Annotated in this window: 15 protein-coding genes; 12 read left to right on the top strand and 3 right to left on the bottom strand. The window is 33.2% G+C overall.

Annotated elements, in window-relative coordinates; all coding sequences use genetic code 11:
- Nucleotides 1-15: 15 nt before the first annotated feature.
- Nucleotides 16-876 (bottom strand): MBL fold metallo-hydrolase, encoded by an 861-nt coding sequence (locus tag OJ995_RS01815; RefSeq protein ID WP_264367876.1) that lies wholly within the window; start codon nt 874-876, stop codon nt 16-18.
- Between the two features lie 144 nt (nt 877-1,020).
- Between OJ995_RS01815 and OJ995_RS01820 the strand changes: the two genes are divergently transcribed.
- The 12 genes from OJ995_RS01820 (at nt 1,021) to OJ995_RS01875 (ending at nt 11,133) form a co-directional block, all read left to right on the top strand.
- Nucleotides 1,021-1,350 carry a HesB/IscA family protein gene (locus OJ995_RS01820; RefSeq protein WP_133609171.1) on the top strand — a complete coding sequence of 110 codons (330 nt, stop codon included), beginning with the start codon at nt 1,021-1,023 and terminating at the stop codon, nt 1,348-1,350.
- Between the two features lie 11 nt (nt 1,351-1,361).
- Nucleotides 1,362-2,810, top strand: a complete 1,449-nt coding sequence (gene sufB, locus OJ995_RS01825; RefSeq protein ID WP_264367877.1) for a Fe-S cluster assembly protein SufB — start codon at nt 1,362-1,364, stop codon at nt 2,808-2,810.
- Nucleotides 2,811-2,846: 36 nt separating this feature from the next.
- Entirely contained in the window at nt 2,847-3,599 is a 753-nt protein-coding gene (gene sufC, locus OJ995_RS01830; RefSeq protein ID WP_264367878.1) for a Fe-S cluster assembly ATPase SufC, read from the top strand.
- A gap of 1 nt (nt 3,600) precedes the next feature.
- Nucleotides 3,601-4,917, top strand: a complete 1,317-nt coding sequence (gene sufD / locus OJ995_RS01835; RefSeq protein WP_264367879.1) for a Fe-S cluster assembly protein SufD — start codon at nt 3,601-3,603, stop codon at nt 4,915-4,917.
- Nucleotides 4,918-5,013: 96 nt separating this feature from the next.
- Nucleotides 5,014-6,015 (top strand): DUF2157 domain-containing protein, encoded by a 1,002-nt coding sequence (locus OJ995_RS01840; protein ID WP_264367880.1) that lies wholly within the window; start codon nt 5,014-5,016, stop codon nt 6,013-6,015.
- Nucleotides 5,987-7,156, top strand: a complete 1,170-nt coding sequence (locus OJ995_RS01845; protein WP_264367881.1) for a hypothetical protein — start codon at nt 5,987-5,989, stop codon at nt 7,154-7,156. The genes OJ995_RS01840 and OJ995_RS01845 overlap by 29 nt, the downstream gene beginning before the upstream one ends.
- Nucleotides 7,157-7,227: 71 nt before the next feature.
- Entirely contained in the window at nt 7,228-8,442 is a 1,215-nt protein-coding gene (locus OJ995_RS01850; RefSeq protein WP_264367882.1) for an aminotransferase class V-fold PLP-dependent enzyme, read from the top strand.
- 12 nt (nt 8,443-8,454) lie between these two features.
- On the top strand, nt 8,455-8,922 hold the full coding sequence (locus tag OJ995_RS01855; RefSeq protein WP_264367883.1) for a hypothetical protein: 468 nt from the start codon (nt 8,455-8,457) through the stop codon (nt 8,920-8,922).
- Nucleotide 8,923: 1 nt separating this feature from the next.
- The gene (locus OJ995_RS01860; protein ID WP_264367884.1) at nt 8,924-9,343 is read left to right on the top strand and encodes a SufE family protein; all 420 of its coding nucleotides are present in this window, start codon (nt 8,924-8,926) and stop codon (nt 9,341-9,343) included.
- Between the two features lie 11 nt (nt 9,344-9,354).
- Complete coding sequence (locus tag OJ995_RS01865) at nt 9,355-9,678, top strand: SUF system Fe-S cluster assembly protein (protein WP_111566555.1); 324 nt, start codon at nt 9,355-9,357, stop codon at nt 9,676-9,678.
- A gap of 72 nt (nt 9,679-9,750) precedes the next feature.
- A complete protein-coding gene (locus tag OJ995_RS01870; RefSeq protein WP_264367885.1) occupies nt 9,751-10,254 on the top strand; it encodes a DUF2480 family protein in 504 nt (167 codons plus the stop codon).
- Between the two features lie 36 nt (nt 10,255-10,290).
- The gene (locus OJ995_RS01875) at nt 10,291-11,133 is read left to right on the top strand and encodes a DUF3078 domain-containing protein (RefSeq protein ID WP_264367886.1); all 843 of its coding nucleotides are present in this window, start codon (nt 10,291-10,293) and stop codon (nt 11,131-11,133) included.
- Between the two features lie 48 nt (nt 11,134-11,181).
- Here the strand turns inward: OJ995_RS01875 and hflX are convergent, their stop codons facing one another.
- Both hflX and OJ995_RS01885 read right to left on the bottom strand, forming a co-directional pair.
- A complete protein-coding gene (hflX, locus tag OJ995_RS01880; RefSeq protein ID WP_264367887.1) occupies nt 11,182-12,405 on the bottom strand; it encodes a GTPase HflX in 1,224 nt (407 codons plus the stop codon).
- A gap of 90 nt (nt 12,406-12,495) precedes the next feature.
- Nucleotides 12,496-13,878: a DUF5689 domain-containing protein gene (locus OJ995_RS01885; protein WP_264367888.1), complete on the bottom strand. Its 1,383-nt coding sequence runs from the start codon at nt 13,876-13,878 to the stop codon at nt 12,496-12,498.
- Nucleotides 13,879-13,880: the final 2 nt, after the last annotated feature.

A 13,880-nucleotide genomic window follows, 5' to 3' on the forward strand; every position in this document is an offset into this window, starting at 1 on the left:
TAGTTGTTTTTAACTTTATTTTAAAATGTCTTCACATTTGAAAATTTCTTTCAAACGAACTCCTTTTTCGGTATGCTGAACCGTTATAATTTGGTTGTGAGCATCATGTTCTAGCCACAAATAATAATTATTGTCTGCAGCGTTATTTAAAAATATTTGCTTTTCATCCATTGACATCAAGGGTCTTGTGTCGTATCCAGTTACATATGGTATTGGAACATGGCCCGCAGTTGGTAGCATATCGGCACAAAAAACAATGGTTTTTCCATTATAATTGATGTGTGGTAACATTTGTTTTTCGGTATGACCATCAGCGTAGAAAATATCGAAACCTAATTCGCTTGAAAAACCAAAATCACTATCAGGTCGATTGATAAATTGTAATTGTCCGCTTTCTTGCATTGGGATTAAATTTTCATGCAGAAATGATGCTTTTTCACGAGCGTTTGGTTTCGTTGCCCATTCCCAATGATTGTCATTAGTCCAGAATTTCGCATTTTTAAAAGCGACTTCGTAACCCGTTTTGTCTTTGTTCCAGTTTACACTTCCACCACAATGGTCAAAATGTAAATGCGTCATAAAAACATCGGTAATATCATCGCGATGAAAACCAGCATTTTTTAAGGATTTATCTAAAGAGTGATCACCCCAAAGCGAATAATATCCAAAAAACTTATCAGATTGTTTATTTCCCATTCCGGTATCAATCAAAGTCAATCGGTTCCCGTCTTCAATTAATAAACATCTTGCGGCGATGTCAATCAAGTTATTTTCGTCGGCCGGATTGGTTTTATTCCAAATGGTTTTAGGCACCACGCCAAACATAGCGCCACCATCTAGTTTAAAATTTCCAGCTTCAATTGGGTGTAATTTCATGATCAAAACAATTTTCAGCCAAATTACAAAAAATACTATAAATAGAAACTATGAATCTATAAGTTATAAAAATGTTAGCAACTCTTGTAAAAAGCAATTTATGGATTATCTTTGCGGTTAATTTAGACAAAATCAAAATAAGAAATGATTAAAGTATCTGATACAGCAAGTAAAAAAATCATCAGCATGATGCAAGAAGATGGTTTTGATGCAGCCAAAGATTACGTGCGAGTAGGCGTAAAAAGTGGTGGTTGCTCGGGTTTGTCTTATGATTTAAAATTCGACAAAGAAATAGGAGAAAACGATAAAATATTTGAAGATAATAATGTAAAAATTGCCGTTGAGAAAAAGAGTTTTCTTTATTTGGCTGGAACTATATTAGAATTTTCGGGTGGTTTAAACGGAAAAGGATTTGTTTTTAACAATCCAAATGCACAAAGAACGTGTGGATGTGGAGAGAGTTTCTCTCTATAAATCAAAAAAATATGAGCAAATATACTGAGGACGACTTAAAAGTCGAATTAGAAAATAAAGAATACGAATACGGATTTTACACCGAATTGGACTCGGATACGTTTCCTATTGGATTAAATGAAGACATTGTTCGTGCGATTTCAAAGAAAAAAGAAGAGCCAGAATGGATGACAGAATGGCGTTTAGAAGCTTTTCGTGCTTGGTTAGAAATGGTTGAGCCTGAATGGGCTAATGTGCATTACGAAAAACCAGATTTTCAAGCGATATCGTATTATTCGGCACCTAAAAAAGCCGATCCGAATAAAAAATTAGAAGACGTTGATCCTGAACTTTTGGCGATGTACAAAAAGCTAGGAATTTCAGTTGACGAACAAAAGAAAATGAACAATGTAGCGATTGATATCGTGGTAGATTCGGTTTCTGTTGCAACGACTTTCAAGAAAACATTAAATGAAAAAGGGATTATTTTTTGTTCGATTTCGGAAGCCATTAAAGAACATCCAGAATTAGTTCGTAAATATTTAGGAACAATCGTTCCTCAGAAAGATAATTTCTATGCCGCTTTAAATTCGGCTGTTTTTTCTGACGGAAGTTTCTGTTATATTCCAAAAGGTGTTCGTTGTCCAATGGAATTATCAACGTATTTCCGAATCAATCAAGGTGGAACAGGTCAGTTTGAAAGAACATTGCTAATTGCGGACGAAGGAAGTTATGTTTCGTATTTGGAAGGTTGTACGGCTCCAAGTCGTGATGAAAATCAATTGCACGCAGCCGTTGTAGAATTAATCGCAATGGACGATGCCGAAATCAAATATTCAACCGTTCAAAACTGGTATCCTGGAAACAAAGAAGGAAAAGGTGGTGTTTATAATTTCGTAACCAAAAGAGGTTTATGCGAGAAAAATGCTAAAATTTCTTGGACACAAGTAGAAACAGGTTCGGCAGTAACATGGAAATATCCTTCGGTTGTTTTAAAAGGTGATAATTCAATTGGTGAATTTTATTCGATAGCCGTTACTAATAATTTCCAACAAGCAGATACTGGAACGAAAATGATTCACTTGGGTAAAAACTCAAAGTCAACCATTATTTCTAAAGGTATTTCTGCTGGAAAATCACAAAATAGTTATAGAGGATTAGTACAAATAGGAGCAAGAGCTGAAAACGCACGTAACTTCTCTCAATGTGATTCGCTTTTGATGGGGAATAATTGTGGTGCACACACGTTTCCATATATCGAAAGCAAAAATGCTTCGGCAAAAATTGAACACGAAGCAACGACTTCAAAAATTGGAGAAGATCAAGTGTTCTATTGCAACCAACGTGGAATCCCAACAGAAAAAGCCATAGCCTTAATCGTAAACGGATTCAGTAAAGAAGTATTGAATAAATTACCAATGGAATTTGCAGTGGAAGCCCAAAAATTATTGGAAATTTCGTTAGAAGGCTCTGTAGGATAATCAATCATAAATTAGAATAAATAACACATTTACAAAATGTTACAAATAAAAAACTTACACGCTTCGGTAGAAGACAAAGAAATATTAAAAGGAATCAACCTTGAAATTAAGGCAGGAGAAGTTCATGCGATTATGGGACCAAACGGTGCCGGAAAATCAACGTTATCTTCTATCATTGCTGGAAACGAAAACTACGAAGTTTCTCAAGGAGAAATATTTTTAGACGGTGAAGAAATTTCAGAATTAGCTCCAGAAGAAAGAGCGCACAAAGGTGTTTTCTTGTCGTTCCAATATCCTGTGGAAATTCCAGGTGTTTCGGTGACAAATTTCATCAAAACAGCTATCAACGAAAGTAGAAAAGCCAACGGAAAAGAAGAAATGCCGGCAAACGAAATGTTGAAATTAATTCGTGAAAAATCAGAATTATTGGAAATGGACAGAAAATTCTTGTCGCGTTCTCTTAACGAAGGTTTTTCTGGTGGTGAAAAGAAACGTAACGAAATTTTCCAAATGGCAATGTTAGAACCAAAAATCGCAATTTTGGACGAAACAGATTCAGGTTTGGACATCGATGCGTTACGAATTGTAGCAAACGGTGTAAATAAATTAAAAAACGAAAACAACGCGGTCTTAGTGATTACGCACTACCAACGTTTGTTAGATTATATTGTTCCAGATTTCGTTCACGTTTTAATGGACGGGAAAATCGTAAAAACTGGTGGAGCTGATTTAGCTTTAGAGTTAGAAGAAAAAGGTTACGACTGGATTAAAAACGAACAAGCAGTATAAAATGGAGTTGAAAGATAAATTATTAGCTTCTTTCATGGCTTTTGAAGAAAAGATTGATACACATTCTGAACTTCATGAGGTAAGAAGTAACGCCATAAAAAATTTCGAAAACAAAGGTTTCCCTACTAAAAAAGAGGAAGCTTGGAAATACACGTCGTTAAATGCTATTTTAAAAAATGATTTTTCGGTTTTCCCAAAAAAGGATAATGCGATTGAATTTAAAGATGTAAAAAAGTATTTCTTACATGAAATTGACACTTACAAAGTAGTTTTCATCGACGGAATTTTTAGTTCGTTTTTATCTTCTACAACGCATGAAGGTTTGGATATTTGCTTGATGTCTTCGGCATTGACAAAGCCGAAATATAAAATGGTGATTGACAATTATTTCAATCAAATTGCTAGTAAAGAAGAGAGTTTAACTTCTTTAAATACAGCATTTTCTTTAGAAGGAGCTTACATAAACATTCCAAAAAGTAAAGTAGTAGATAAACCAATTGAAATTATCTATTTCTCAACAGGAAATGAAGCAGCTTTGATGGTACAACCTCGAAATTTAGTAATCGTTGGAGAAAACGCTCACGTACAAATCGTAGAACGTCATCAGAGTTTGAATAGCAATCCAGTTTTAACGAATTCGGTTACCGAGATTTTCGCTCAAAAGCGTGCGATTGTTGATTATTACAAAGTTCAAAACGATGTGCAAACTGCGAATTTGATTGACAATACGTACATTGCTCAAAAGCAAGAGAGTAGAGTAGCAGTGCATACATTTTCGTTTGGTGGAAATATCACGAGAAACAATTTGAATTTCTATCATCAAGGAGAAAGAATTGATTCAACATTAAAAGGAATTACCATTATTGGCGATAAACAACACGTAGATCATTATACTTTAGTACAACATGCAACACCAAATTGCGAAAGCCACCAAAACTATAAAACGATTTTACACGATAGTTCAACTGGTGTTTTCAATGGAAAAATCTTCGTTGAAAAAGAAGCTCAAAAAACAGATGCTTTCCAACAAAATAACAACATTTTAATTGGCGATAAAGCTACCATTAACGCAAAACCACAATTAGAAATTTTTGCCGATGATGTAAAATGTTCGCATGGTTGTACTATTGGACAATTAGATGAAAGTGCAATGTTCTACATGCAACAACGAGGTATTCCTAAAAAAGAAGCCAAAGCTTTGTTGATGTACGCTTTCACAAGTGAAGTAACAAACAGTGTAAAAATCCCAGAATTAAAAGCAAAAATTGCTCGTATTATCGCTGACAAATTAGGCGTGAATATGGGATTTGATTTGTAATAAAATTTTAGATATATTTTAAAACCGCCTTTTGGGCGGTTTTTTTATTTTAGCGATAATGTAAAACTTTCCTTATCTTTATTCAAATTTTAATTCATGGAAAAACCACATTTTTCAGAAATACTGATTCAAAAACTCCATCAAAAAGAATTTTTGAATGATGAGGATTTAGAGAAAATTACTATTTATCAAAAGAAAGGCATATTTTCGTTACGAAGCGAATTGCTTTTAATGATTTACTTCTCTATAATCTTATTTACTTCTGGAATTGGAGTAATTGTGTACAACAACATCGATTCTATTGGACATTTAGCTATTCTTTCAGCTAATTTTATTTTGATGCTGGTTTGCTTTTATTTCAGTTTCAAAAAGGCAAAAGGGTATTCCAATGATGAGGTTTTGTTCGAAAATCCGTTACATGATTATTTGGTTTTAACCGGAAGTTTGTTGGCATGTATCTTTTTGGGTTACATCAATTTTCAATATCAAATTTTTGATGATTCGTATGCTTACGTTTCCTTGATTTCAGCCCTTTTGTGTTTTGCTGTTGCATATTATTTCGATAATCGAATTGTACTTTCTATAGCGATTACTAGTTTGGCAGCTTTTATCGGAATTTCTATTACGCCAAAAAGTATATTTCAAAATGAAGTCTATTCTAATTTACAATTGACATATTCGGGATTAGTTTTAGGGATTGGTTTATTAGTTTGGATGGAATATTCTTTGATAAATAAAATCAAAATTCACTTCCATTTTGTTTACACCACGTTTGCTTTGCATTTGTTAGGAGTTTGTATTATTGCAGGCTTACTTTCGGAACAATGGTATGTTTTTATTCCCATTTTACTTGGTTTTGTCTATTATTTCTACCGATTTAGTTACCGTGTTTTAGCTACGTCAATTTTCGCTTTTATGTTGTTGTATGGCTATTTTGGTATAAATGTATTAGGAGGAAAAATATTGTCTTTTATAGATTTCGGACCTTTTTACGAATTATTGATTATGGTTTCACCTTTTTATGTGGTAGCGAGTATTTATCTGTTTATTCGATTAGTCAAACAATTTAATGCCAAAAAAAATGCAAGCGTACAATAAATCAGAATTAGAAAACTATTTTTTGGCCGAAGAAGCTAAAAAATTATACCAAAAGAAATTCCTTTCTAAAGAGCAATTACAAAAAATTAGTTCTCAATTAATGCAATTGAAATCGAATTCCAATATTTTCTTTCGAATTGGTTTCTTTTTGTTGGGAAATTTCCTTTTTTCATCTGTAATAAGCGCTTTTGCGGTGATTTTACTTCAGATTGTTTCCGATGAGTACCAAATTATATTCTTTTTGTATGCGATTTTAGCTTACATTGGATTAGAGGTTTTGGTTCGAATGAAGTTTTTTCGACATGGATTAGATGATGCTTTTTTACTTTCCGCCCAACTCTCTTTTTTAATAGGTATCGGAATTCTTACAGAAGCAGTATTACCAGTATTAGTAACAATGTTGGTTTTGGGTGTGTTTTTCGCTATTCGATTTATTAATACAATTTCAGCTATAATGGCTTTCATAGGTTTGGTTGGTATATTTTTCAATTTAATAGTCGAGCATGATTTCATGCCCAAGTTTTATTTGTCTTTTGTTGGATTGATTTTAGCGATTTCGGTTTATTTTTTCGTTTCGCATTTAAATAAAAATCAGAATTTCTACACATATTTCAAAACCTTAGACACCATTAGAGTGGCTAGTTTGCTTTTAGGTTATTTATCGATGAATTATTTAGTAGTTCGCGAATTATCCGAATCTTTAATGAACTTAACCATTACAAATACTTCAGATGTTCCACTTGCTTTCGTTTTCTACGGACTCACTTTTTTGATACCGTTGCTTTGTTTCTATTTGGGAATCCAATGGAAGGATAAATTGGTTTTATACACCGGATTAGCTACTTTAGCGTTCGGATTTTACTCCATTGGTCATTATTACTATTTTTTTCCAATTGAATACGTAATGGTTATTAGCGGAATTTTACTTTTTGGATTAGCGTTTTTGATTATCCAACAATTAAAAAACAAAACAGAAGGCGTTACTTTCCAACCCGATAGAGATTCAGACGATTCTTTATTATTCAATGCTCAAGCCGTTTTATCATTAGCGAATGCTAACACACCAGCACTAACACAATCTAATCCAATGGAATTTGGCGGCGGTGGTTTCAGTGGTGGTGGAGCAGGTGAGAAGTTTTAATTCTATTTTAACCTTTATTTATTCCAATTATAAACAATCAAGTTGTAAATTTGTGCTCAAATTGTATGAAAATGTTTGATGTTCAAAAAGTAAGAGCTGATTTTCCCATTTTATCGCAAAAAGTAAATGGTAAACCTTTAGTGTATTTTGATAACGGTGCTACTTCGCAAAAGCCACAAGTGGTTATAGATGCTATTTCAAAATATTATAGCGAAATCAACGCAAATATTCACCGTGGTGTGCATACGTTGAGTCAATTGGCTACGGATGCTTATGAAGTGTCAAGAAATACGATTCAAAATCACTTAAACGCAAAGCATAATCACGAAATCATTTTTACTTCGGGAACGACTTTCGGAATTAACTTGGTGGCGAATGGTTTTGCAAGTTTATTAAAAGCAGGTGATGAGGTAATGGTTTCGGCTTTAGAACATCATAGCAACATTGTGCCTTGGCAATTTTTATGTGAAAAAACAGGAGCAAAGTTGGTCGTAATACCAATGAATGAAAAAGGAGAATTAATCATTTCAGAATTTGATAAATTACTTTCCGAAAAAACGAAAATCGTAACGCTTAATCATATTTCAAATGCGTTAGGAACGGTTAACCCAATTGAATACATCATCAAAAAAGCACACGGAGTAGGAGCTGCCGTTTTAATCGATGGCGCACAAGCAACACCGCATTTACGTCCAGATGTACAAGCTTTGGATTGTGATTTTTATGTGTTTTCAGGACATAAAGTTTGTGGACCTACAGGCGTTGGAATTTTATACGGAAAAGAAGAATGGTTACGAAAATTGCCACCATATCAAGGCGGAGGCGAAATGATTGCCGAAGTTACTTTCGAAAAAACAACTTATGCCGATTTACCACATAAATTCGAAGCTGGTACACCAAACATCGAAGGTGGAATTGTTTTAGGAACTGCGATTGATTATATGAATGCAGTCGGTTTTGATAACATTGCAGCTTACGAACAAGAATTATTAGATTACGGAACCAAAAGATTACAAGAAATGGAAGGTTTAACTATTTACGGAACGAGTGAAAATAAAGCTTCAGTCATTTCGTTTAACATCGAAGGCATTCATCCGTATGACATTGGCACAATTATCGATAAGTTAGGTATAGCGGTTAGAACCGGTCATCATTGCGCCCAACCTATTATGAATTTTTTCAATATTCCAGGTACTATTAGAGCAAGTTTTGCTTTTTATAATACCAAGGAAGAAATTGATATCTTTGTAGAAGCGGTTAAAAAAGCGCAAATGATGTTATCTTAAAAAATTTAAGTCATGAAAGCAATTACCTTTTTAGCAACTCTTCTAATTACCATTGTAAGTTGCAATTGTCAGAAAGATTCGGTTTCATCAACCACATTAACACCTGAATTATCAATGCAAAAAGAAATGCCAATAATTAAGTATGAAGCAAATTCTCGCGGATTAGCTTTGGCTGTTAAGATTGAAAACCAAGTTGTTTATGTTTCTCGTGTTCGCGATTTCAAAGATTACGAAGAGAAAGTAAAAATTTCAGATTCGGATTGGAAAGAAATAGAGTCTTTGACTAAAGCCGTGGATTTATCAAAAGTAAAAGATTTAAAATGGCCAACCGAAAAAAGATATTATGATGGGGCGGCTCATGCGAATATAATTTTTATTTCTGGTGGAGTTGAATATCCAGCTAATGGTTTTGACCATGGTTTTCCACCAGTTGAAATAGAAAAATTGGTAAACAAAATTTTGAAACTGACCGAAAAATAAAATGACAATTAAAGAAATACAAAACGAAATTGTAGACGAGTTTTCGATGTTTGACGACTGGATGCAACGCTACGAATACATCATCGAATTAGGAAAATCACTTCCTTTAATTGATGAACAATATAAAGTAGATGAAAACATCATTAAAGGTTGCCAATCAAAAGTTTGGGTTCACGGAGAAGAACAAGACGGGAAAATCGTTTTTACAGCCGATAGCGATGCTATTTTAACTAAAGGAATTATTGCTATTTTAATCCGAGCTTTTTCTAATCAATCGCCAAAGGATATTTTAGATGCTAATACCGATTTTATTGACGAAATAGGATTAAAAGAACATTTATCTCCAACAAGAGCGAACGGTTTGGTTTCAATGATAAAACAAATAAAAATGTATGCTTTAGCATTTCAATCGAAGCAATAAATAATAAAAAAATGGAAGAATTTAACGATACAATCAACTTAGGCGAAGATGTAGTCAAAGTTTTAAAAGGAATTTTTGACCCAGAGATTCCAGTAGATATTTACGAATTAGGTTTAATCTACGACGTGATGATTAACGAGGACAACGATGTAAAAATCTTAATGACCTTAACATCACCTAACTGCCCAGTAGCTGAAACTTTGCCTCAAGAAGTGGAGGAAAAAGTAAAATCTATCGATGCCGTAAAATCATGTGAAGTAGAAATTACTTTTGATCCGCCATGGAGCAAAGATTTAATGAGTGAAGAGGCAAAATTAGAATTAGGAATGCTTTAAATAAGTAATCAGTGTTCAGTCTTTAGTAGGCAGTTTGCTGAATACTAATTTCTGAACACTGAACACTAGAATATGGACGAAATAGTAAATAAAGTTGCACAAAGTTCCTTGATGGTATTCGATTTAGAAGATTACTATCCAGATAATCATGTAGTAGATTTAGATATTTCGCAATGGTTGTTGGAAGGATTCATTTTAAAAGAATCTGATTTTCGTGAACAATTAAAAAACAACGATTGGTCTCAATTTGAAGACAAATATGTTGCCTTATATTGTGATACAGATGCTATTTTGCCAGCATGGACATTTGCTTTAGTTTCGGTTTATATAGCTCCTCATGCTTTAAAAGTAATTCACGGAAATAAAGAATTAGCAGTTATCGAATGGTATCAAGATATTTTGAACAAACTCGATTATACCGATTATTTTCAAAAACCAGTAATTTTGAAAGGTTGTTCTAAAAAACCGGTTCCAAATCAGGTTTATACTTTAGCGATTCAAAAACTAATTAAAGTTGCTAAAAGTGTTATGTTTGGGGAAGCTTGCTCGGCTGTACCTTTGTTTAAACAAAAATAAGTACCTTTGCGCCTTTAATTTTTAAAAATTTAAGGAATGAAAAGACTTTTTTTATTGATACTATTTGTTTCAACGGTTAGTATTGCTCAAGAAACAACTATTGATACAACAAAACATTGGACCAGAAAAGGCGTTTTTACTTTTTTAGCGAACCAATCTTCTTTTAGTAATTGGCAAGCGGGTGGTCAAAATAACTTCGCTGGAAATGTTGGTTTTAATTATGATTTCAATTATAAAAATGGCGATTGGAATTGGGATAACAAATGGATTGTTTCTTACGGTTTAACTAAAATTAAAGGAGCTGATACTCAAAAAACCGACGATAGAATTGAATTGAATTCTCTTTTAGGAAAAAAAGCTTCTGGTGAATGGTTTTATTCTGCCTTTTTCAATTTCAAAACACAAATGGATACAGGTTTAGATCCAGCAACTCAAACAGTTAAAATTTCTCATTTCTTTTCACCTGCCTTTTTTCAATTTGGACCTGGTATGTTGTGGAAGAAAAGCGATAATTTAAAAGTAAATATTGCGCCAGCCACTTCAAAACTAATCTTAGTTCATGATCATTTTACAGAATTTGGTTCGTCTTTTGGTGTAGAACAAGGAGAAACAACTCGATATGAATTAGGAGCCGCTGTTAATGGTTATTATAAATTCAAGTTGATGGAAAATGTTTCAGTAGAAAACATCTTAAATTTCTATTCTAACTATTTAGAAGATCCTCAAAATGTGGATATCGATTACCAATTGAATATTTTGATGAAAATCAATAAATTCTTATCTACAAACTTTGCGTTTCAAACAATTTATGATGACAATGCATTTAGAGGCTTTCAAACCAAACAAATTATTGGTTTAGGTGTGAATTATGGTTTCTAATTCAAAATAGCTTAAATAAAATAAAAAGACCTCATTTGAGGTCTTTTTTTATTCATTTTCAACAGCATCTTTATAATCTGGATACAAAAACTTGTTGTATGGAAATCGAGTAATATGAATTTCTCTAACAGCTTCGTAAACTTTTTCTCTAAATTCTTCAAAGTTTGCTTTTTCTGTTGCCGAAATAAATAAGGTTTTGCTTTCCCCTAATTTACTCATCCAGGTTTTTTTCCAATCTTCCAAAGTGTAATGTTTAGTAGTCTTTTCAACACTCAAATCGTTTTCATCAAAATAAACGGATTTAAAAGCATCAATTTTATTAAAAACCATGATGGTTGGTTTGTCTGCACTTTTAATGTCTTGTAAAATTTGATTTACCGATGCAATATGATCTTCAAAATCAGGATGTGAAATATCAACCACATGAAGCAATAAATCTGCTTCTCTAACTTCATCTAAAGTACTTTTAAACGATTCAACCAACTGAGTCGGTAGTTTTCTAATAAAACCAACCGTGTCGCTTAAAAGAAAAGGTAAATTCTTAATTACAGTTTTACGAACAGTAGTATCAAGTGTGGCAAATAGTTTATTTTCTACAAATACATCACTTTTTCCAACAGCATTCATTAAAGTTGATTTTCCAACGTTGGTATAACCTACTAAAGCTACACGAACCATGGCGCCACGATTGCTTCGTTGGGTGGCCATTTGTTTGTCGATAACTTTAATTTTATCTTTCAGTAATGATATTCTATCGCGTACAATACGACGGTCGGTTTCAATTTCAGTTTCACCGGGACCGCGCATTCCAATTCCCCCTTTTTGACGTTCTAAGTGCGTCCACATTCCTGTTAAACGAGGTAGTAAATATTGGCATTGTGCTAATTCTACTTGCGTTCTTGCATATGAAGTTTCAGCACGTTGTGCGAAGATATCTAAGATAAGATTGGTTCTATCTAATACTTTACAATCTAATTCTTTGGTAATATTTTTAGATTGTGATGGCGTTAATTCGTCATCAAAGATTACAGTTGTGATATTGTTGTCTTTGATGTAATATTTAATTTCTTCTAATTTACCAGTTCCAACAAAAGTTTTCGGATTTGGTTTGTCCATTTTTTGGGAAAAACGTTTTACAACCGTTCCTCCAGCGGTAAAGGTCAAAAACTCCAATTCGTCAAGATACTCGTTTAGTTTCTCTTCACTTTGGTTTTGGGTTACAATTCCTACTACAATTGATTTTTCAAAGTCAATAACTTCTTTCTCTAACATAATCTTTCTTTAAGGTTACAAAGGTACGAAATAGCAAGCATAAAAAAAGCGACTCAATTTGAGTCGCTTTTGATTTTATAGAAATTGTAATTAGTTGATTACAATATTGTCTAATTGCATTGTTGTTGTAGGACCAGAAGATCCATTTCCAACATATTCAAACACGAAGAAACCGTTACCAGTAACCCCAGCAGGAATATTGTAAACACCACTTGCGGTAAAGTTTGTTGGATATCCTGAAGGTAATCCAGGAGAAATTGTAAAACTTGAAGTAATGTCTGTTAATGTAGCTGTTGTAATTTGTGTACCTGGAGTATAATTAGTTGTATAATATACTTTCAATACATTTCCATTGTGGAAACCAGCTTTACTTTCAAATGAGAAAGTACTTGCAGCAGTCATGTCAACAGGAACAAGGAATAATGTTCTGTTTGCTTCTGGAGTTCCTCCAAATGAAGACATTTGAATGTAAGTATTTCCACTAAAAACTTTTCTTTGCCAATATCTACTTCCTACAGCTGCATCATTAATGTATTTAGGAAATACTTGTTGATTTGTAGTTGTATAAGACGTGAAAGGCTCGTTTAAAGTAGCTCCGTAAACTAAAGCAGAACCTCCGATAGGTGGATATAAATCAATCGCTAATCTAGGATTAGTCATGTTTACATCGTTTAATGTTCTAATCATAAATTGATAAACACCATTATATTTAGTCATTACCCCTCTGATTTTTCCATTGAATGAAGGAACCGCATTTGAAGCAAAAGTTGCATATTCACTAGCTCTTACGATAACTTTGTTTCCAAACTCATCAGTAATTTCGTGATTTGTTGCACCTCCTGAATTATTTAGAGAAGCATCAAAATATGTTTTTCCTAATGAAGCATCTGTAAATTGTACCGCATCAAATTCGATTAACATGTTTAAATATTGATCGTTTTTTGCAGCTGAAATCGTTAAATTTTTTACGATATCATCTTCGTTTACGTCTTCACAAGATCTTAAGATTACATCCTTGTATTCAACACCGGAAATTCTTCCGATTTCAGGCCCATATGTAGGGTCATTATACAATCCACCTATTTCAAAAGAACCTGTCAATGATGAATTTGAATAATATAAATCTTTTAAATGAACATAGACTTTTCTTCCTGGTTCATACTTTGTGTACAAGTTGTAATCATCAACAGGTATTGTAAACCCTTTAGTTCCGTCAACAGAAATTAATGATATCGATTTGTAAAAATTTCCACCTTCGTCACTTGATGTTACATATGCTTCAATAATGTCATCGTCAGTATAGATTACAGGATTGTCTGTAGTTGCTAAAGCCTGTATATCAGATACTTCTTTAGTTGCGATTTCTGTTACACAATCATTCGATAAATCAGGTGTTCCATAATCGTCGCCATTAACGCATCCTACTAAAGATGCTAAAATGGCTGTTGTTAATACTAATTTTAAATTTTTCATAG

Origin of the sequence: Flavobacterium lacisediminis, assembly GCF_025909975.1 — a bacterium.
GTDB lineage: Bacteria > Bacteroidota > Bacteroidia > Flavobacteriales > Flavobacteriaceae > Flavobacterium > Flavobacterium lacisediminis.